21 protein-coding genes and 1 riboswitch are annotated in these 19134 nt (G+C 48.6%); all 21 genes read right to left on the reverse strand.

Annotated features, from left to right (window positions below; all coding sequences use genetic code 11):
* Nucleotides 1-2: 2 nt before the first annotated feature.
* The 21 genes from P3C17_RS08715 to P3C17_RS08815 all read right to left on the reverse strand — a co-directional run bounded on the left by P3C17_RS08715 (nucleotide 3) and on the right by P3C17_RS08815 (nucleotide 19070).
* Nucleotides 3-1328 carry a FliI/YscN family ATPase gene (locus P3C17_RS08715; RefSeq protein ID WP_300929061.1) on the reverse strand — a complete coding sequence of 442 codons (1326 nt, stop codon included), beginning with the start codon at nucleotides 1326-1328 and terminating at the stop codon, nucleotides 3-5.
* Nucleotides 1321-1962: a FliH/SctL family protein gene (locus P3C17_RS08720; protein WP_300929062.1), complete on the reverse strand. Its 642-nt coding sequence runs from the start codon at nucleotides 1960-1962 to the stop codon at nucleotides 1321-1323. The genes P3C17_RS08715 and P3C17_RS08720 overlap by 8 nt, the downstream gene beginning before the upstream one ends.
* Nucleotide 1963: 1 nt before the next feature.
* Nucleotides 1964-2983 carry a FliG C-terminal domain-containing protein gene (locus tag P3C17_RS08725; protein WP_300929063.1) on the reverse strand — a complete coding sequence of 340 codons (1020 nt, stop codon included), beginning with the start codon at nucleotides 2981-2983 and terminating at the stop codon, nucleotides 1964-1966.
* Nucleotides 2964-4703, reverse strand: coding sequence for a flagellar basal-body MS-ring/collar protein FliF (gene fliF / locus P3C17_RS08730; RefSeq protein WP_300929064.1), 1740 nt, complete (start codon nucleotides 4701-4703; stop codon nucleotides 2964-2966). Before fliF ends, P3C17_RS08725 begins: the two co-directional genes overlap by 20 nt.
* A 12-nt stretch (nucleotides 4704-4715) precedes the next feature.
* Complete coding sequence (locus P3C17_RS08735) at nucleotides 4716-5033, reverse strand: flagellar hook-basal body complex protein FliE (RefSeq protein ID WP_300929065.1); 318 nt, start codon at nucleotides 5031-5033, stop codon at nucleotides 4716-4718.
* 18 nt (nucleotides 5034-5051) lie between these two features.
* The gene (locus tag P3C17_RS08740) at nucleotides 5052-6365 is read right to left on the reverse strand and encodes a sigma-54 dependent transcriptional regulator (RefSeq protein ID WP_300929066.1); all 1314 of its coding nucleotides are present in this window, start codon (nucleotides 6363-6365) and stop codon (nucleotides 5052-5054) included.
* A gap of 17 nt (nucleotides 6366-6382) precedes the next feature.
* Complete coding sequence (locus P3C17_RS08745; RefSeq protein WP_300929067.1) at nucleotides 6383-7150, reverse strand: OmpA family protein; 768 nt, start codon at nucleotides 7148-7150, stop codon at nucleotides 6383-6385.
* Nucleotides 7151-7421: 271 nt separating this feature from the next.
* A riboswitch (cyclic di-GMP riboswitch) is annotated at nucleotides 7422-7510 on the reverse strand.
* A 330-nt stretch (nucleotides 7511-7840) separates the two neighbouring features.
* Nucleotides 7841-9913: a flagellar biosynthesis protein FlhA gene (locus tag P3C17_RS08750; protein ID WP_300929068.1), complete on the reverse strand. Its 2073-nt coding sequence runs from the start codon at nucleotides 9911-9913 to the stop codon at nucleotides 7841-7843.
* Nucleotides 9910-11064, reverse strand: a complete 1155-nt coding sequence (flhB, locus tag P3C17_RS08755) for a flagellar biosynthesis protein FlhB (protein ID WP_300929069.1) — start codon at nucleotides 11062-11064, stop codon at nucleotides 9910-9912. The genes P3C17_RS08750 and flhB overlap by 4 nt, the downstream gene beginning before the upstream one ends.
* Nucleotides 11065-11069: 5 nt before the next feature.
* Nucleotides 11070-11846 carry a flagellar biosynthetic protein FliR gene (fliR, locus tag P3C17_RS08760; RefSeq protein WP_300929070.1) on the reverse strand — a complete coding sequence of 259 codons (777 nt, stop codon included), beginning with the start codon at nucleotides 11844-11846 and terminating at the stop codon, nucleotides 11070-11072.
* Nucleotides 11847-11853: 7 nt separating this feature from the next.
* The gene (locus tag P3C17_RS08765; protein WP_300929071.1) at nucleotides 11854-12111 is read right to left on the reverse strand and encodes a flagellar biosynthetic protein FliQ; all 258 of its coding nucleotides are present in this window, start codon (nucleotides 12109-12111) and stop codon (nucleotides 11854-11856) included.
* A gap of 8 nt (nucleotides 12112-12119) precedes the next feature.
* Entirely contained in the window at nucleotides 12120-12857 is a 738-nt protein-coding gene (gene fliP, locus P3C17_RS08770) for a flagellar type III secretion system pore protein FliP (protein WP_300929072.1), read from the reverse strand.
* Complete coding sequence (locus P3C17_RS08775) at nucleotides 12850-13206, reverse strand: FliM/FliN family flagellar motor switch protein (RefSeq protein WP_300929073.1); 357 nt, start codon at nucleotides 13204-13206, stop codon at nucleotides 12850-12852. Before P3C17_RS08775 ends, fliP begins: the two co-directional genes overlap by 8 nt.
* The gene (locus tag P3C17_RS08780) at nucleotides 13206-14087 is read right to left on the reverse strand and encodes a FliM/FliN family flagellar motor switch protein (RefSeq protein ID WP_300929074.1); all 882 of its coding nucleotides are present in this window, start codon (nucleotides 14085-14087) and stop codon (nucleotides 13206-13208) included. Before P3C17_RS08780 ends, P3C17_RS08775 begins: the two co-directional genes overlap by 1 nt.
* Before the next feature lie 3 nt (nucleotides 14088-14090).
* Nucleotides 14091-14519 carry a PilZ domain-containing protein gene (locus tag P3C17_RS08785; protein WP_300929075.1) on the reverse strand — a complete coding sequence of 143 codons (429 nt, stop codon included), beginning with the start codon at nucleotides 14517-14519 and terminating at the stop codon, nucleotides 14091-14093.
* A gap of 1 nt (nucleotide 14520) precedes the next feature.
* Nucleotides 14521-15513 carry a flagellar motor protein MotB gene (locus tag P3C17_RS08790; protein WP_300929076.1) on the reverse strand — a complete coding sequence of 331 codons (993 nt, stop codon included), beginning with the start codon at nucleotides 15511-15513 and terminating at the stop codon, nucleotides 14521-14523.
* Entirely contained in the window at nucleotides 15513-16370 is an 858-nt protein-coding gene (gene motA, locus P3C17_RS08795) for a flagellar motor stator protein MotA (RefSeq protein WP_300929077.1), read from the reverse strand. Before motA ends, P3C17_RS08790 begins: the two co-directional genes overlap by 1 nt.
* An 18-nt stretch (nucleotides 16371-16388) precedes the next feature.
* Nucleotides 16389-17108 (reverse strand): FliA/WhiG family RNA polymerase sigma factor, encoded by a 720-nt coding sequence (locus P3C17_RS08800; protein ID WP_300929078.1) that lies wholly within the window; start codon nucleotides 17106-17108, stop codon nucleotides 16389-16391.
* 8 nt (nucleotides 17109-17116) lie between these two features.
* Nucleotides 17117-17548, reverse strand: a complete 432-nt coding sequence (locus tag P3C17_RS08805; protein ID WP_300929079.1) for a flagellar basal body-associated FliL family protein — start codon at nucleotides 17546-17548, stop codon at nucleotides 17117-17119.
* A 23-nt stretch (nucleotides 17549-17571) separates the two neighbouring features.
* Entirely contained in the window at nucleotides 17572-18735 is a 1164-nt protein-coding gene (locus P3C17_RS08810) for a flagellar hook-length control protein FliK (protein WP_300929080.1), read from the reverse strand.
* Nucleotides 18735-19070, reverse strand: a complete 336-nt coding sequence (locus P3C17_RS08815; RefSeq protein ID WP_300929081.1) for a hypothetical protein — start codon at nucleotides 19068-19070, stop codon at nucleotides 18735-18737. The genes P3C17_RS08810 and P3C17_RS08815 overlap by 1 nt, the downstream gene beginning before the upstream one ends.
* Nucleotides 19071-19134: the final 64 nt, after the last annotated feature.

Below are 19134 nucleotides of genomic sequence, written 5' to 3' on the forward strand. Positions count from 1 at the left end.
GCTTAACTCAACAATTTAGTTAAATCGGCTTGGGAGTGCTGAAAATCAGAGCTTTGCTGTAAGCCCTGACATAAAAAATGTTCGATGGCAGGATAGAGTTGCACTGCTCTGTCGAGCTCCTGATCTTTGCCTGTCTGGTAAGCACCTAAAGGGATCAGTTCCTGCACCTGCAAATACCGTGAGTACAGTCGTTTCAAAGCGTAAGCATGTTTCAGCTGTTGCTCCGGTACTATTTGCGGCATCACCCTGCTGATGGACGCACCAATATCGATAGCAGGATAATGACCGCGTTCGGCCAGGGTGCGGCTTAATACCACATGCCCATCTAAAATAGCCCGGGCAGCGTCCGCTATCGGATCCTGCTGGTCATCGCCTTCAGCCAATACGGTATAAATAGCCGTCATACTGCCTTTGCTGTCAGCACTGTTGCCTGCTTTTTCAACCAGTTGTGTCAGCTTGCTAAATACCGAAGGAGGATAGCCTTTAGTCGCAGGCGGTTCACCGACAGACAAGGCAATTTCGCGCTGTGCCTGGGCATAGCGGGTCAGTGAATCGACCAATAACAACACGTTAAAACCTAAATCGCGATAATAAGCCGCCAGTCGATGACTCAGTTCTGCCGCTTTTAACCGCAGCAAAGGCGACTGGTCGGCAGGGGCTGCAATCACAATGGCCTTTTTTAAGCCTTCAGGCCCCAGACTATGTTCAATAAAATCTTTGACTTCCCAGCCCCGTTCTCCAATCAAACCAACGATCACCACATCGGCCTGGGTATAACGGGTCATCATGCCCAGCAATTTACTTTTACCTACGCCTGAGCCTGCAAATAGCCCCATACGCTGGCCCTGCCCTACAGTAAAAAGAGCATTAATAGCGCGGATACCAACATCTAAAGGCGCACTGACGCCCTTTTTTTGCAAAGGGTTAACTGCAGCTAAATTGGCGCTGATGCGATCGCCGGTTTTAATGGCTGCTTTGCCATCGAGCGGACACATTAAACCGTCCAGCACCCGACCTAATAATTCAGTAGAAACTAATAGTTGATTGGCGGTCACCACAGTGCGGACCCGGGCGCCGGCTCTTAAACCATCCACAGCTGTTAATGGCATTAAAAATGCCTGATCGGTATCAAAACCTACCACTTCAGCGTCAAACCACTGACCATCTTCACTTTCAATCTGGCAACGCTGGCCTAAAGTAAAACTGTGACCAGCGGCAGATAAAATCATGCCGTTGACCCGCAGCAAGCGACCATAACTATGCACCCAGTCCGGTGGCTGAATTTGGGTTCTGGCCAAACTCAGGCTTTCGCTAAAGGACTTACGCATCGTCGCCCAACAACTGACGGCGCACAGGCAGCATGGCCTGCTCTAAACGCTGCTGGAAATCCAGCTGATGCAATTGCTGGCGACCATTAAACTGCACCCGGCCTGAAGGTAAAGCGGCATCAAACTGCAACGGGATCTGTTGAATGTGGCGAATACCATCAAACAAAGACGCATCGGCCTGGGACAACTGAATAGACTGCAAAGGGTCTGTTGCTCCCAATTGCGGCAGTAATTGATCAATAGCCAGTTGTAACAAGGACGGCTGCAACACCAGCTCAGTTTGCACTACAGTGCTGGCCAGTTGCTGCACCAGCAATAACAACTCCTGCCCCAACTGCTGTTCTTTATGCTGCAACTGCTGATTAAATTGTTCGGTTAAAAAATCCAGAGCGCGCTGCTGCTTTTGCGCCAGCTCGTTTTGCTGTTTCTCCAGCTCCTTTTGCCAGAACTGCTGCAATTGCTGCTGACCTTCAGCCAAACCTCGCTGATAAGCCTCTTGTTCAGTCGCTTCAACACCAGCCTGAAACCCCTGCTGATAAAACTGCTCATTCAATTGCTGCACTGTCGCGCTGCCATCTTTGCGCTGCAAAGCAGGAAAGCGGAATTGTTGGTCCTGCTGCACCACGGCACTCATATCAACCTACCGTTTCTTCTGGATAGAGACGATATTCCAACCGGCCAGCTGCCATCATCTGTTTCACTATGGCCATAATTTCAGCGCGGGCAGCTTCGACTTTACGTACAGGCTGAGGTTTCATTGTCTCTATTTGCTGGCGGTAGACCTGAGCTAAGCGTTTAGGCAACACAGCCAGAATGCTCTCGGTGAGTGCTACGTCTGCACCTTTCAGCGCTGTGACCCAGAGTTCATCCGGGATATCGGTCAGCAGTTGATTCAGCACATCTTCGCTTTGGCGGCTTAAGCTGTAGAAGTCATACATTTTGTCTTCAATAGCACCAGCCATAGTAATGTCGTGCATTTTGAGCAGGTCCATCACTTCGGCTTTATTGCCGCTGTATCTGTTCATAATATCAGCCACTTGCTGCACGCCGTTAATACGGGCACCGACCTGCTCGCCAACATACTCAATGCAACGCTCCAGCGTATAACGTAAATCTTCAATCACGTGTTCGCTGACTTCGCGCATATTGGCAATACGGAATAAAATATCGTCATGCTTTTGCGCCGGAAATAAACTTAAGATAGTGCTGGCTTGCTCTGCAGGTAAAAAAGCCAGAATAAGTGCCTGCATCTGAATATGTTCCTGCTCCATAAAACGCACCAGCAATTCAGCAGGAACCCACTCCAGACGACGCACATCATCAGCCAAAGCACCACCGTAAATATCATCCAGCATGCCACGGGCGAGTTTACGGCCTACGGCTTTATCCAAAGCGCGTTCCAGATAAACACGGGAAGCACCGCTGACGCCACTTTCAGTACGGTACTGATCAAAAAAATCAGTCAGAATAGTAGCGACATCGTCCTGAGTCACATTGGCGATTTTTGCCATACGTTCTGACAAAGCACGCACTTCATTGCGGCCTAACTTTTTGATAATACAAGCTGCGTTTTCTTCGCCCATACTCAGCAGCAGGATAGCGGCTCTGTCCAGATCGGAGATCTGTTTACTCTGCTCAGCTCTTAACGGATTCAATGCTGACTCCTCGTTCTATCCAGTATTTGATCACAGCGGTAACCCGGTCCGACTCACGGTTGGCCAGCAATTGCAGGTGACTGATTTGCTGAGCAAACTCTGAGCCCACTTCAGGTAAATGCATATTATGTTGTGGACCAGTCGCCTGAGTATTCGGCAACGCAGGATCAGCGGTAGCGTCCAGTACAGCAGGTCCTGTTGTGACGTCAGCGTTTTGCATTTGTGCTGCAGTATGAGTTCCAGTCGTGCCCTGAAACCCGGCAGCGTGTTGCTCTTTACTTTTGCGGCTCACCAGATGATTGACCAAAGGCCTTACGCCAAAAATCACTAGGGCAAGACCAATAATGGCGCCAATTAAATAGCGTAAGTACTCTTTCATTTCGGGCATTTGCCACCAGGCCATACCTTCCATCTGAGCCGCCGCATCACTCTGAACAAAACCAAAACTGGTGATATTAAACTGATCACCACGTTCAGCCTGATGGCCTGTCGCAGTTTTAATCATTTCACCTAATTGGGCTAAACGTTCAGGAGTCCAGGGCGTTGCACCAGCTGCAGCTTCATTCACCAGCACAGAGACACTTTGACTGCGTACCCGGCCAATTTCATAACGGGTATGAGTGATGGCTTTACCGGTATCAAATTCGCGGCGTATTTCATTGCGTTGGGAGGTACGTTCATTATTTTCCGGCGCTGCTTCGGCGCCCTGTTGCACCGGTACTGGCGGCTGATTCGCTAAAGAGCCAGGAATACCCATCGCCAGTTGATCCAACATGGAATCCGTTTTGCTGTTTTCGCTTTTTAACACGCCTTCTTTATCCAGCGCTTCGCGGGTTTCTTCCACCACGTTAAAATCAACATCGGCCGACACCTGGATCCGGTAATTGCCATCCCCCAAAATAGGCAGCAACATAATGGACGCACGTTCTTCGACCGAGCGTTCTACTTTTTCAATAAAAGCGAGTTTCTTGTCGGTTTCTTTGCCCACAGGAGTTTCGTCAAACAAGTCGCCACTGACTAACTTGCCACGCTGATCCACCACTGAAATTTTGCGGCTATCAAGGCCCGGAATACTACCCGACACCAGACTGACAATAGCTTCGACTTGTTCAGGTTTGAGGTTGTAGCCTGGCGCTAAATCCACCATCACTGAAGCCGCAGATTGTTCTTCCTGCCGGCCAACAAACAAATTGCGTTTTGGAATAGCCAAATGCACCCGCGCATTACGCACACCATCCATAGTGATAATGGTACGGGCCAGTTCACCTTCTAAGGCATGCTGATATTGCATCGATTCCATAAACTGACTGGTACCCATGGTCACTTTGTCCTGCATCGCAGACAACCCCTCAGGCATCGCAGCCTTAATACCGCGGGCCGCCAGTGTGATACGGGCATCAGCCAAACGTTCTTGCGGCACCATAATGTTGCCGCTGTCGGTATCAATACGGAAAGGGAACTGCTCTTTGTCCAAAATTTCGACTATACCGGCTTTGTCGTAATGCTCCTGATTGCCGTACAAAGGCACAAAGTTTTTTGCCGAAGTCCAGAGGATCACCACTATGGTGGCGGCGACTAAAGTAGCCAGTAATGCAATAGAGGCCAGGCTTTTATCGCCCGCAGGTAACCAGTTTATTTTGCTGGATAAGTTAATGACTCTTTCCCGCAGTCTGTTGTCTGACGCTGCGACAGGCAGGGCTTTTGCCAATTCAGTTTTCATCTGGATCCCGCCTTACAGAGACATACGCATGATGTCATCAACACCATTCATCACTTTGTTGCGAATTTGCAGCAACATCGAAAAACTCAAATCCGCTTTTTGACTAGCAACCATAGCCCCCACCACATCGTCGCTGCGGCCTGCATCTACGGCAGCCATCATGTCAGACGACAAATTTTGCTGCGCATTGATGGAGCGTAAAGCAGAAGCAAAATCACCAGACATTGAGCTGTCGTTGCTGGTTGGCATCACCTGCTCGTTGCTGGCAATTTGCTGTAACTGGTTAAACTGGCTGAGTAAAACATCTTGGGTATTTAACGGAGAAATCATAGCTGGTTCTTCCTGCGGTTAAGCTATTGCATCAATATCAACGCCATGCTCACGCATAGCGGCCAGTTTGTAGCGTAAGGCTCTGGTGCTGACACCCAAAGCCTCGGCAGCCCGGGTTCTGTGACCATTAAATTGGTTCAGTACACCCAGAATGTAATCAAATTCGGCATTCTTTTTGTTGAGTTTCAGATGGTTAATGCTGGCGGCTTCAGGTGCTGTCACAGCAGGCAGAGGCAAGTTCAGGTCTATTGCCTGCACTTCAATACCCCGCGCCATCACCAAAGCACGCTGCACCACGTTTTCCAGTTCACGCACATTGCCAGGCCAGCTGTACTGACATAAGGCCGCTTTGGCTTCTTTGCTCAATACATATTTGCCATCGGCATACTTCTGCACAAAAAACTCGGCCAGCGGAATAATGTCGTCTTTGCGTTCGCGTAACGCGGGCCAACTCAATGGCAATACATCCAGACGGTAAAACAAATCCTGACGGAACAAGCCCTGATCCACCAACTGGCGTAAGTCTTTGTTACTGGCGGCTATCACCCGCACATCCAGTTTAATTTTGCTGTTGCTACCCAGGCGCTCTAACTCACGCTCCTGCAATACCCGCAATAATTTGGCCTGCAATGGCAGTGGCAATTCAGAGATTTCATCCAGCAGCAAAGTGCCACCATTGGCCGATTCAAACTTACCAATCTGCTGACTGACAGCGCCGGTAAAGGCACCTTTGTTGTAACCAAACAACATGGCTTCGAGCATATTGTCCGGAATAGCAGCACAGTTTACCGCCACATAAGTCTGATCACGGCGGGCCGACACGTTGTGAATATAACGGGCTAAACGCTCTTTACCCGTGCCTGACTCACCATGCAGCAATACGGTTGCATCAGTTTGAGCTGCCCTGTTGGCCAACTGCAGTACCTGTCGGCTGCCCAACGATACAGCCACTAAATCTTTTAAACCGCGACTGATAGAGGAGGCGTTACGAATGGTGTTTTGTAATTGCTGCTGGTTAAAAGGTTTCAGCAGATAATCAATAGCACCGTAATTCAGGCTTTCAGCTGCAACCGCATGCTGATCTTTTTCCACCAATACGATGACCTGACAGGATGGATGTTGTTTTTTCAGCAACACCAATAAATCCAAAGTGCGCATTTCGGCCAGTTCGGCGGCCATCACCACTATATCCGGTTGTTGCAAAGAGCAAGAGTTCAGCACTGCACTCAGATTGGCGGCATGGTGTAACTGAAAACCTTCAGCTTTGACACAAAGCATCAGGTCCTGTCCCGGCCGGCATTGTTCAATCCAAAGTAAATGTTTCATAGTCATAGCTTCACTCTTGTCTTTCAGCTTTGAGTACGGATCAAACGGATCAGTACTCTCCTGTTGTGAGATTGTGTTTTGTTGCCAGCACCAGCCGGGTATCTGTTGCCATGGGCACGGATTTCCAGCTTGTTTTTACTGACCCCAAATTCAATTAAATGTGACGCCACTTCATCAGCGCGTTCTTCGGACATCACTCTGTTGGCGATGCTGCTTCCCATATCGTCGGTATAGCCGTCTATCAGTACTTTTTTAACTGCTTTGTCTTGCTGAATATAAAGCGCCAGCGTTTTCAGATACGCGACATCATCGGCTGAAGGCTGGCGTTTATTCACAGGGTAAAACAGTTGGAATTCGCGGGCCTGGGCCCAGGACAGAGGTAATAAGCCATTGATACAGTGTTGAAATTCGGCGAGGGCAGAAGAGGATTTAATATTAGGTACTGTCAGAGTGATTTCCTGACCAGGCATATCCAGCACCAACTGCAGCCAGTAACCTTGTTGCAGCTGCTGCATCACAACCGGCACCTGCTCAATAAAACGCGCCACTTTGGCATTGATAAAAGTAGGGGAAAACTTCACAGCCGGTGCTATCTGCTCAGACTGCCAGCCCGCGGTCACTACATGACCTTGTACATCCTGCAATTCCAGATGAGCTGCGTGCAAAGTCAGTTGCATTTCAATAGCCCGGGCAGGCTCTTTACTAAAAGCCAAAGTCCCCATGGCCCCTAAATCCTGCTCCATCCGGCAATGAAACTGATCGCCACTGATACGCCATTGTGATTGATCCATAGCTGGCGTGTACTGCGGGGAAGCAGTTGCTAGTGCCAATGTTAGCCAAAGACCTGACAAAGAAGTCATCAAACTGAATGTCCTTTTAACCCGTAAAACCGCAATCGACAAAACGCCAACTACAAACCAGACAGTATTAAAAGGCAAAAAAAGCAGACAGGCATACAGCCAAATCCTGGACGGATCTGTGTTGTATCCACCTGAACAGGTGAAACCAAGGTCTGACCATCACTGATCAACCTTCAGGTTCACCTTTTGGGTGACCGCTTGCTAATGCAACCCCGCTATCGTAGATCCTGAAGGATCCTTAGACCGGAGGCTTTGCGTCCTGACCTTTAAGCCAGTTTGCCTTTTAATTTCTAAGCTTGTTAGAAAAATGAGGTTCTGAACAAAAATGAACTCTCACTTAATACTCTACAATAAACAAAAAAAAATTGGCTGCAAGCTTTATTTGATAGGGTTCAATCGTTTACCTGAAAAAACACCCATCAGTGCACACCAATATTTTTTAACAAATAATCTACAAAACTTCATGTAGTTCAATAACATACATATGTTAACTATGATACATGACCTTTTGGTGACAAAGTTACGCTCAATTATGAATTCAAGCTGAATTGCGCCAGGCCGCCTCATTTGTGAGATGAATGGTTTAAGTTTAGATCCTTTTTTGTCGTTATTTAATCGCTTTTAACCCAGCGTACCTAACACATTGACCCGAATCTGTTCTGGAATTTCGTTATAAGACAACACAACCAGCGATCCTTGAGTAAAAGTACGGGCGTATCTGGCCAGCAAAGGTCGCAATTGTGGCAACACCACTAATACTGGTTGATAACCCTGGCGTTGCATTTGTTCTTTCACTTGTGGCATAGCACGCTGAAACTGGCTCAGTAAATTAGGCGCTACAGGGAAACTGTCCAGCGCTACTTTGCCCGCCTGCATCGCCTGATTTAACGCACTTTGTAAGGTTTGTTCCAGCTTCTCATCCAAACTATAAGCCGCCAGTTCTTCGCGCTCTCCCAGTACCTGCTTCACCAGTACTCGTTGCAAAGCACAGCGCACGTCGCTGGTGAGTAAAATAGGATCTTTGGTCACTTCTGCACTATCGACCAAGGCTGTGGCTATAGTCACCACATCCCCTAAACTAACCTGCTCTTTCAGTAACAAGCGATAGACTTTGAGTTGCAGATTAGGCGTCAAAGCCTTTTCTAAACTTTCAGCCAAAGTTGGTGCGACATGCGCAAGGCGTTTGTTAAATTGTTTAATATCTTCAAACAAAAATAAGTCAGCCAGATTTTCTTTAATCACTTTGCCTACATGAGTGGCGATGACTGTGGCCCCGTCCACCACCGAATAGCCCAAATTCAGCGCCTTGGATTTCTGCTCTGGCTCTATCCAGACCGCTTCCAAGCCATAAGCCGGATCAACGGTCAGCTCACCATCCATCTGACCATAAATATCGCCAGTGTTCAGCGCCAGCAGCTTTTGTGGCTGTAATTTGCCTGACACTAAGGGGACTCCGGCCAGCTTAATGCGGTACTCCTGAGGATTCTGTTTTAAGCTGTCGCGCACCCGTACTTCGGGGAGTAAAAAGCCGGATTGCTCGGACAAGGTTTTACGCACACCTCTTAAGGTTTGCAATAAAGTTTCGCCTTGTTCTTTGTCCGCCAGATACACCAGCCGAAAACCCAGTTCTATTGAAATACGGTCAATAAAAGGCAAATCATCCCAGACCAGAGTGGCTGGTTCCTGACTGATTTTTTCGGTCAGGGCCTCAACTTCAGTGTAACTGCGGCCATCGGCTTTTTGTTGTAAACGCCAGGCGGCAAAATACAGAGGTGCAGCAAATATCAAAAAAGCAAAGGTAGGCATACCAGGCACTAAACCCAGCACTGTCATAATCAAACCTGCCGTCAGTAGAACACGAGGTGAAGCCAACAACTGACGGCCCACTTCGTCTGACATTTCGCCTTCGTCATTCATCCGGGTGACAATAATGGCTGCGGCGACAGACATCAGTAATGACGGCACCTGAGCCACTAAACCATCACCTATGGTTAATAAGGCAAAACGCTGAAACGACTCGCCTAAGCCCAGGCCATGCATAAAGACGCCTATGGCCACACCACCCAGCAGGTTAATCACCAATATGACTAAACCCGCTATGGCATCACCACGCACAAACTTAGACGCACCATCCATAGATCCATAAAAGTCGGCTTCTTTGGCTATGGTCTGACGCCGTTCTTTGGCTTGCTCCGGCGCTATTAAACCGGCATTTAAGTCGGCGTCTATCGCCATTTGTTTGCCCGGCATGGCATCCAGCGTAAAACGGGCAGCCACTTCAGAGATACGTTCGCCCCCTTTGGTGATCACCACAAAGTTGATAATCATCAGAATGATAAAAACCACCATACCCACGACGTAGTTGCCGCCAATTACCACTTCACCAAAGGCTTGTACTACATTACCAGCGACATGAGTTCCCTCATGACCATTCAGTAATACCACCCGGGTTGAGGCCACATTCAGTGTTAAGCGCATCAAAGTTGCGACCAGTAACACAGTCGGAAACACAGAAAAATCCAGCGGTTTTTGGCTGGACACAGCCACCAGCAGAACGATGATCGACAGCACTATGTTAAAGGTGAATAGCACATCCAGCAGCCAGGCTGGCAAAGGCAACACCACCATGGCCAAAACGGCCAGCAGTAACACAGGAATTGCGGTGTAGGGTTGGGTAAAAGAACGCCAGTTCACAATGTACTTCCTCGCTCATTGGCCTGTTTTTGCAGGCTGGACGGAATAAAAATATCGGGAATAGGTGCAGGCTTTTGGCCTCGCCCCTGTTTATACGCTTTGAGTTGCATCACATAGGTCAGTACATAAGCCACAGCTGTGTAGAGGCCTTTGGGCACTTCCTGATCCACCCGGGTGGAGAAATAAATAGCCCGGGCTAAAGGTGGTAACTCAATCACTTCCAACTGATGCGTTGCGGCCAGTTCACGAATGCGCAATGCCATCTGGTCCACCCCTTTGGCCACTACATAAGGGGCTTTGGCTTTTTGCTCCGAGTACTTCAGCGCTACCGCATAATGAGTGGGGTTGGTAATAATCACATCAGCAGTCGGCACTCTGTCTTCAATACGTCTGTTGGCTATCTGGTACTGGATTTGCCTAATCCGGCCTTTAATTTCTGGGTTGCCATCTGTTGATTTGCGCTCGTCTTTTACTTCCTGTTTGGTCATTTTCAGCTTGCTGGCCACTTTATACTGCTGAAAAGGCACGTCGATAGCAGCCACGATTAACAGCACCAGCGCCAGCATCATCAGACTGAATGACAGCACTTCCAGCCCGTCTTTGGCTGCAGTAGCTAAATCCATGCGCTGCAAAAACAATAAGCGAGTCGCCAGATGGCTCATCAATCCCCATAAACACAAACCCAGCAGCAGTACTTTTAAAATTGATTTGGCTAGCTCAACCAGGCTTTCGCTGCCAAACATCCGGCCTAAACCGGCGATAGGATTCATATTGCTGAATTTTGGCCCCAGTAATTTACTGGAAAAAATAGCGCCTCCCGGCAACATGCCAGCTATCCAACTGGCGATAAACAAAGTCAGTAGAAAGGGCATGCTGGCCCCCAACATGGCCAACAAGGCATCGGCTATAGATCCCGTCATTAAGTCCCCCTGCTTGAGCGAGTCTTTATCCAGTTGCCAACTGCTTTCTACCAACTGATAAAACAACTGCATAAACAAGTCAGCAAACCACAACAAAGAAGCACTACCCAATAACAGCAACAAGGCAGTATTCAGCTCTTTTGAGCGTGCCACCTGCCCCTCTTTGCGCGATTTTTTAAGCCGCTGCTCTGTGGGTTGTTCGGTTTTGTTCTGACCGGTATTTTCTGACATCAGGCTTAACTCATCACCAGTTGCATCACGCCCAACACATGCTCAGCCAGCACAGAAAAGTGGTTGCCCATCTGGCTTAAGGTTAAAAACACACACACAAAACCCAGCAGCAGCGTCATAGGAAAACCTAAAGAAAATAAATTCATACTGGGTGCAGAGCGGCTAGCAATACCAAAAGTAAGGTTCACCAGCAGCATGGCAATAATGGCAGGCAATGCCACCAACAAGGCAGCACCAAACATCCAGCCAAATAAATTCACCAGCAGCATTAAATCCAACTGATACAAGCTGGCACCGACAGGCCATAAACTGAAACTGTCGACCATAATTTGCAGGCTGATCAGATGGCCGTTCAGTGCAAAAAATAATAAGGCTGTCATCACCCAAAATAACTGGCTGAGTACAGATACCGAATCGCCGCTGGCCGGGTCGTTCATCATCGCCATTGACAAGCCCATTTGCATCGAAACCATCAGGCCAACCAATGCCAGTACCTCAAACAACATCCGTACTGCACCGGCCATAATGACGGCGAAAATCACCTGCTCCAACGTCACTACGGCGCCTTCCAGTGAAAAAGGGTCTATGGCTTTGACTTCAACAGCAGGGGCCAGTAAAAAGCTGAGAAACAATGCCAGAATGATACGGGCTCTTGGCACAACAGCTGGGTTATCAAATACAGGCAAAGCCCAGAAAAATGCAGCCAGCCGGACAAAAGGCCACCATAAGGTACCAAACCACACCATCAGTTGATCTGTTGTCAGGCTTAATAACGAGCTCATCAGACGTTCATCCCAACATAGCCGGGATCATTTGACTTAAATTGGCAAACCAATCGAGTAACTTTTGGATCAGCCAATGGCCGGCAAAAACCACCATCAACAGTGTCAGCAGCATACGGGGCAAAAAGGTCAGGGTTTGCTCCTGAATGGAGGTCGCAGCCTGAAACACCGCCACTACAATACCCAGCAGCAAGCCCGGCACTATCAGCACCAGCAAAATCTCGATAATGGTAAAAATGGCGTCGCTAATTAGCTGTGTCGCCATACCCGGATTCATGGGGAGGCTCCGAAAGTTGCAGCTAACGTGCCCGCCACCATAGACCAGCCATCGGCCAGCACAAAAATCATCAGCTTAAAGGGCAAACTGATAATCAGCGGCGACAGCATCATCATGCCCATGGACATCAGCACACTGGCAACCACCAGATCGATAATTAAAAACGGAATAAATAACATAAAGCCGATCTGAAAAGCTGTGGTCAATTCACTTAATACAAAGGCAGGTAACAACACATCAAAAGTTAAATCTGCAGCGGCTCTGGTGGTAGGCTCATTGGCAATTTTTAATACCTGATGCAATTCGTTTTCACGAATTTGCGCCAGCATAAATTGCCGCACCGGCTGCTCAGCCCGCGCTATCGCCTGTTCCAGCGTCATGCTTTGCGCCTGATAAGGCTTAAAGGCATTCTGATAAATATCCTGCCAGACAGGTTTCATAATCAGCAGGCTGAGCATCAGCGCTATGCCAATTAAAATCCGGTTTGGCGGACTTTGCGCTAAACCCAGCGCCTGACGCAAAATCGCCAACACTATAATAATGCGGGTAAAAGAGGTCATCATCAGCACTATGCCGGGGATCAGACTCAACACCGTCATCAGCAATAAAATTTGCAGTTTGACGCTGTAATCTTGTCCTGTTGCGCTGTCGGTGACAGATAACAAGGTCAGATCCTGAGCCGATAACCCCAGTGGCAACAGCAGTGCAGTCAGAGCCAAAAACAGCTTAGGCATGACGGGTCTGGCTCTGTTGCGTCGATACAAACTTCAGACCGTATTTGCCATTCACCATCACCACTTCGGCTTTGGCAAATAACACACCATTCACTTTGACATCCAAAGGTTCGCCAATAGGCTTGTCCAGTGGCAATACGTCACCCGCTTCGGCACCACTTAATTCACCTAAAGTCACTTCGGTGCTGGACACTTCTAAGGTCACAGTCAAAGGCACATCACGGAACATATCCATACCCATAGCACCTAGCGGTTTATCTGTTTTCTCTTCACCAAATAACTCGCCCATATCCAGCATAGTGATGTCATCCATCATGCTGTCTGTATTGCTTTGCACTTCGCTCATCATTATCTCTCCTGTTTTTGAGTGACCTGAAACATTAAAACCTGACCTTCTTCGGCCACAGTGCCGTGAAACAGCACCTGCTTACCCAATTGGAAACGCATAGAGCTAAACAGCTCAATGGCCAATACTTCTCCTTGTAACCAGCCTTGCAACTGCTTGACTGTGACTTGTTTGCGCGCCATTTCGACAGTGCAGCGCACCGGCACCTGCTGCCAATCCAATGGCAACGGACAGGCCTCTTGTTCTGTGCTGCTGAACAACTCATCGTTGTCCTGTAAAAACAGCTCGATAGGCAACCATAAGAACCAACTGACGGCCTCTTTTTCCAGAATTAAACGAACTTTCAACGGGATATAACTAAAAGCGGGCAACTGTAGTTTTTGTTTATACAAATGCGCGGCCAGCGGCAGATGCTGGTTAAACAACAACTGCATCAATGCCTGGGCTTGCTTTTGCAATAAACGGCAACAAATACGGTTTTCCGAGCTGCTGAATTCCACCTTTTCCTGAATTTGTGTTTTGTCGGTCAGTTGCCCACCCAGACATAAATCCGCCATGTTATGCACTGCCAAATGGTCAATCGACATATAACAAGAGCGGTCTTTGTCCAATGGCAAACCTGCATCCAACAGTAAAATGCCGGGCTCTGCCAGCCAGTTGTCCAGCCCAACGCCACTGCATAAATTAAGGTCCAGATCAAAAACGACATCGGTCAGCATCCGGCCTAATTCAGCCTGCAAGGCTTTACTCAGATCAGCCAGACGGCTTTTGCATCTTTGGCTGGCAGCCTCAAAACTACGTTGTTGCCGGGTTAAGGCATAAGGCGTTGCGACCAAAGCCAAATCCCCGCTTAACAACTTGTGTTCAGTCTCTGTAAGAATCATCCGCTACCCTAAGTTCTGCTGTTGGCTGACTTCAACCAATCGAAAATTGTCCTGCTTTAATGTAAAAGCACGCCGTCTGAGTTTGCGTAACAGAGTCAGGCGTACAGCTCTGTCTTTGCCTTGCCACTCCAGGCCTAAAAATTCCAGCTTGTCGTTAATGGCTTTGCGATAACACACTCTGGCTTTGACCTGGGTGCTTTTGTCGTACAGTACCCAAAACTCATCTGGCACTTTATCTTTCAGCGGAGCCAGTAAACCAGCACCGCCCATACTCATGTCTTTCACCACAGCACTGCCAATCTCACCACCAAACCAGCCTGGACGTTTTAACTTCACCGCTATGCCCTTGGTTTGGGTTTGCAGGGACTGCTCTGGGTCATAAAAATACCAGCGGTAAAAACTGCGACCCGGTTGTTGGCGTAAATACGGCATATCAGTCCTGATAATCTGTGCGTAATACAGGTTGATTCTGACGGGCAGCATCGGCTGCTTTATTCAGCTCATTCTGTTGATTGTCGCTGGAGAACATATCTTTTAACTGCTGCTCTGCTTTACTGGTCAGGATCAGAATTTCTATGCGGCGGTTTTCACTGCCCCCTGGTTGTGCCCTGTTCAGTAACATGGTTTCGGCAAAAGCACTGACCTGAGCCACACGTTGTGTTGGCATACCACCAGCAGCCAAAACCTGTCGTGCTTGTAAAGCTCTGTCGCCGGACAATTCCCAGTTGCTGTACTGGCTGCTGTTAAAGGCCGTGCCGTCTGTGTGGCCCGAAATCAATAATCTGTTGTGAATGCGCGAAAACACCGGTGCCAGCTTTAATAACAAGTCTTCAAAATAAGGCGTCATTTGCACCTGCCCACGCTGAAACATCTGACGGTTCTCACTGTCGCGGATAATCACCCGCAGTCCGGCTGGCATAGCTTCAATCACCAGGTTGGCTTCGGCCTGATTCACTTCTGCAAAATTCTGAAACGCCTGAGCTAACAAACTTAAATCCGGTGGTGAATCGTATTGGCCACTGATCAGCGAATTGAGTTTTTCACCCACACCTGCCGATGGCTCCTTTTTACCTTCAGGGATTTGCAAATGAGCCGACATGCCAGCGACAAAACTTTGCTGAGGCTCATGCACAGACACCGCCATTTCTATAGGAGAAGGGGTGCCGCCTAAATCCACCGGATAGGGGCTGTTCATCGCGTCAAAAGGGTGACTGTTGCCGCCTAAAATGGACTGAGTACGCATATAAGACGCCACTTTCGTGCGCTCTTTGACGCTGGACACCTCTAAAATCCACAGCACCATAAAAAACGCCATCATCGCCAGCGTAAAGTCAGCAAAAGCTACTTTCCAGGCGCCATTGCTTTTTTTTGCGCCGCCTTTGGCCGCCCTGCTGCGTCTGATAATTACCGGAACTGAGTCGTTCATCAGGCCGCCTTGTTATTGATCCAGTCTTCCATTTCAGTGAAAGACGGTTTCAAATCTTCGGTGATCAGCTTTCTGCCAGAATCTGTCGCCACCACAGCCACATGGCCTTTGGCATGAGCCACCAACACAGCACGTACACATTCAAACAAAGCAGTCTGTTTGCGGACATACGAATCCATCGCTGAACTTAAAGGTTCAAACAGACAATAACAGGCAAAAATACCAATAAAAGTGCCCACCAGCGCTGCCGCAACGTGGTAGCCAATTTCGCTTAAAGAGCCATCCAGATGCTGCATGGTAATAATAATGCCGCCTACTGCAGCCAAAATACCAAAACCTGGCATGGCTTCAGCTATGCTGTGCAAGGCAGAAGAGGGTTTGAGTTTTTGCTCTTCTATGGTCTGAATTTCCTGCTCCAGCAGAGCATCCAGATCATAAGCAGTAATTTTTCCCATGCTGAGCAAACGTACGTTGTCGCAAACAAACACCAGCAATTCCGGGTTGTCTAAAACTGCAGGGTAAGAGATAAAAATAGAGCTGGTTTGCGGACTTTCAACATGGTCTTCCAGTTCACGAAAGCCTTTGCTGCGGATGGTTTCCAGCAGTTGATACATCAGCATCAGCAGCTCTTTATACAGCTGACTTTGGTCCGGCTGCTTAACAAACTGCGCCTTTAATTGCCTCAGCATTTCTTTCAGTACATAACTGCTGTTGCCTATGATCAAGGCACCGACACCTGCGCCTAAAATAATAACAAACTCAGCAGGTTGCCACAGCATGGCGACATTGCCACCAGCCATCATAAAGCCGCCAATTACCGCAGCAAGTACAACCAGAAAACCTATTAGTCTTTGCATTGTTTTTGTTCCGTCCTTTTACCACTGAGCCAGTTTTTTATTCAGTAAATCAATAGAGTGCTTATGCAACTGACAGACTCTGGATTCTGTCAGCTCCAGCACCAGCGCTATCTCTTTCATATTCAGTTCATGGCTGTAATACAGATGCAGCAGCAATCTGCAGCGATCCGGCAAAGACGCCATGGCTTTTTTTAACGACAGTTTCAATTCCAATGCTGACAAACTGGTTTCACCTAACTGTGCGTGTTGCTGTTGTTCCAGCAATTGATCCAGGCTTTCCATCGACTCAGCCTGTGTCAGATACATCAGCTCCGACAGCTGAGCTGCATCAATTTTTAAGTGCTTACCCAACTCTTCATGACTAGGCACCCGGCCTAAGGTTTTGGTTAATTCGCGGCTGGCATCGCGGAACTGATGCGCCTGCTGACGTAACTGCCGGGGCCGCCAGTCGGTGCGGCGAAACTCGTCCAACATGGCACCGCGAATACGTTTAAAGGCATAAGCTTCAAAAAATTCGTCCGGATTTTTGCCATAACGCCGCAGCGCCGATAACAACCCCAGCAAACCTATTTGCTGTAAATCGTCTGAATCAACCACAGGCCCTAATAAAGAGCGCAAATGACCAGCGGCTCTTTTCACCAAAAAGCTGTACTGCGCCAATAAGCTACTTTCATTGCTGATGGCCAAAGCAGATGAGCTTTGTGTGTCGGTATCTGACCAGAGACTTTCCGCCAGCATGCTGATACCTACTGAATAAAAATGTTAGTGATCAGCACGTTATCCAGCTGATCATCGAACTTGTTGTCAGCAAGTGTCTGGTTAAAGCGGCCTAACAGTAGTTTTTGCACTTCTTCAATTTGTTGCATCGCCAGCTTCACTTCCAGATGACTACTTTTAGCAAAGTGCTCCACCATGGCGTTACGTAGTAATGGCGTGGCTTCTTTTAATGCTGCAACAGTGTCAGGTTTATGGGTAACCAAAGTCAGTTCCAGCACCAGATAACGCGAGTTCGGGTCGCTGTTGACGCTCATCACAAACTTTTCCATAGGGAAAAATAGTGGCTTTACACTGACTTGCTGCACTGCAGTTTTACTTTGCTCGGCCTGAAACCAAAAAAAACCAGCTGTGCCCAAAGCGCCAACCAATAAAACTCCAAGTAACACCACCATCTTATTCATTGGTTTTTTCCCTTTTTTCCGTGTTATACCAGTTGATTAATTAAATTCTGTGGGCTGGCCTGAGGTGCCGCAGGCAGTGTCATATCAGGCTCAGCATAAAAGTTTGCATCGGTCTGCTGTGTCAGCTGTTGCTCAAACTTCTGCTGCTGTTGCTGAGATGAACTCTCTGTCCCCATACGCAGGTCAATCTGCACTTCAGAGCCTAATTTTTGTTGCAAACTGGCTCTTAACTGTTCAAGCCCCTGCGCCATAGCGTCACGCAATTGTGCATTGCTGCTGTGCATCTGCACCGTCAGACGATCACCGTCCAATTGCACCGACAGCTCAATACTGCCCAACGAAGGAGGATCCAGCCGGATCATGGCTTTATTGACGTTTAAACCCAGTTGTAAATCGACTTTATCCGCCAGCATCTGCACCAGACGTTGCCCCCAGTGCTGGCTTTGTGCCGGCAGTGGATCAGCTTGCCAGACAGGTAAGGTTGCGCCGGCCTGATGTCCGGTAGCTGTTGCTGTTACCGGAGCCAGCAGCTCTGGGTTCAACAGCTGTGAGTTCACACTGGCAAAGGGGTTTATCTGGCTGCTGAGGTGCTGGCTCAATGCAGACATCAAAGACGAGGTATTTTGTAGCCGGAGATCCGCAACATGCTGGGAGACCGACACCACAACGGGGGCGGGCAAATCTGCACTTCTTTCCAGCTGCGGCAACAAGGGCTGAGCTGCGGTTCGTGTTTGTTGCTCTGGATGCAATGGCATAACAGCGACAGGCGGTGCTGGCAGTGCTGACGGCTCGGACAATTTCGTTAAGCCAGCGGAAATAAGCGCCGGAGCAACCCAGTCCTCTTCGGAGGACTTTTGTATCACCAGCTCTGGTGCAAGCACAGGCATAACAGGTTCTGCACTCTCTGCGACAGGCAGTGTTTCCAACGCTACAGGTAAAGGCGCAAATAACAGAGGTGGAGGCAGCATGCTCTGAACCAGACCACTTGGATCCGTAACTTCCGGCAAGTGCTGCAGCTCAGTGTCAAGCTCGGCCAAAGCAGCTTCCATTGTTGCCAGCAACACCGCCGCGTCTTCGGAATAAGATTGCTGCTGACTGTCGGAATAGTCTGTCAGTGCCGGTCGCCCTTGAGTCAGTGGCTGAGGCACTGCAACAGCAGTGAATGAGGCAAAAACCGGCATGGTCATCAGCTGTTATGCTCCAGTGTTGCTTCAGAGGTTAATTGATAAGCCACCACGGCAGTTTTAGTCTCCTGAAACCGCTGCATTTTTTGCTCTAACATTTGTTGCTGACGTTTAGCCAGCTGCAGTAAGGCCTGATAACGCTGTTTCACCAGCTGTAATTCAAGCTGCAACTCCTGGCGGTCTTTACTTTGTTTAATCTGCAGTACCAAGGCGCTGATTTGGCGATCGTAGTCCTGCACCTGCAACCATTTACCCGCCACCATAGCCTGCTGCATCTGCAACAACAGCTGTTGGATCTGCATCAGGGCAGGATTGGATTTCGCAACATAGACAGACATCAGACTCACCAAATTATCGGATAACCAACTGATTCAGCAAAAAGCACGCCACAAAATATCTATA

It is taken from the genome of Rheinheimera sp. 1928-s (genome assembly GCF_029269265.1).
Classification (GTDB): domain Bacteria; phylum Pseudomonadota; class Gammaproteobacteria; order Enterobacterales; family Alteromonadaceae; genus Pararheinheimera.

What these genes read in the sequence shown, in the direction of transcription:
- P3C17_RS08715 (WP_300929061.1), bottom strand. Translation starts at nt 1,328, where the DNA reads ATGCGTAAGTCCTTTAGCGAAAGCCTGAGTTTGGCCAGAACCCAAATT.
- P3C17_RS08720 (WP_300929062.1), bottom strand. Translation starts at nt 1,962, where the DNA reads ATGAGTGCCGTGGTGCAGCAGGACCAACAATTCCGCTTTCCTGCTTTG.
- fliF (WP_300929064.1), bottom strand. Translation starts at nt 4,703, where the DNA reads ATGAAAACTGAATTGGCAAAAGCCCTGCCTGTCGCAGCGTCAGACAAC.
- P3C17_RS08735 (WP_300929065.1), bottom strand. Translation starts at nt 5,033, where the DNA reads ATGATTTCTCCGTTAAATACCCAAGATGTTTTACTCAGCCAGTTTAAC.
- P3C17_RS08740 (WP_300929066.1), bottom strand. Translation starts at nt 6,365, where the DNA reads ATGACTATGAAACATTTACTTTGGATTGAACAATGCCGGCCGGGACAG.
- P3C17_RS08745 (WP_300929067.1), bottom strand. Translation starts at nt 7,150, where the DNA reads ATGGATCAATCACAATGGCGTATCAGTGGCGATCAGTTTCATTGCCGG.
- flhB (WP_300929069.1), bottom strand. Translation starts at nt 11,064, where the DNA reads ATGTCAGAAAATACCGGTCAGAACAAAACCGAACAACCCACAGAGCAG.
- fliR (WP_300929070.1), bottom strand. Translation starts at nt 11,846, where the DNA reads ATGAGCTCGTTATTAAGCCTGACAACAGATCAACTGATGGTGTGGTTT.
- P3C17_RS08765 (WP_300929071.1), bottom strand. Translation starts at nt 12,111, where the DNA reads ATGGCGACACAGCTAATTAGCGACGCCATTTTTACCATTATCGAGATT.
- fliP (WP_300929072.1), bottom strand. Translation starts at nt 12,857, where the DNA reads ATGCCTAAGCTGTTTTTGGCTCTGACTGCACTGCTGTTGCCACTGGGG.
- P3C17_RS08775 (WP_300929073.1), bottom strand. Translation starts at nt 13,206, where the DNA reads ATGATGAGCGAAGTGCAAAGCAATACAGACAGCATGATGGATGACATC.
- P3C17_RS08780 (WP_300929074.1), bottom strand. Translation starts at nt 14,087, where the DNA reads ATGATTCTTACAGAGACTGAACACAAGTTGTTAAGCGGGGATTTGGCT.
- P3C17_RS08785 (WP_300929075.1), bottom strand. Translation starts at nt 14,519, where the DNA reads ATGCCGTATTTACGCCAACAACCGGGTCGCAGTTTTTACCGCTGGTAT.
- P3C17_RS08790 (WP_300929076.1), bottom strand. Translation starts at nt 15,513, where the DNA reads ATGAACGACTCAGTTCCGGTAATTATCAGACGCAGCAGGGCGGCCAAA.
- motA (WP_300929077.1), bottom strand. Translation starts at nt 16,370, where the DNA reads ATGCAAAGACTAATAGGTTTTCTGGTTGTACTTGCTGCGGTAATTGGC.
- P3C17_RS08800 (WP_300929078.1), bottom strand. Translation starts at nt 17,108, where the DNA reads ATGCTGGCGGAAAGTCTCTGGTCAGATACCGACACACAAAGCTCATCT.
- P3C17_RS08805 (WP_300929079.1), bottom strand. Translation starts at nt 17,548, where the DNA reads ATGAATAAGATGGTGGTGTTACTTGGAGTTTTATTGGTTGGCGCTTTG.
- P3C17_RS08810 (WP_300929080.1), bottom strand. Translation starts at nt 18,735, where the DNA reads ATGACCATGCCGGTTTTTGCCTCATTCACTGCTGTTGCAGTGCCTCAG.
- P3C17_RS08815 (WP_300929081.1), bottom strand. Translation starts at nt 19,070, where the DNA reads ATGTCTGTCTATGTTGCGAAATCCAATCCTGCCCTGATGCAGATCCAA.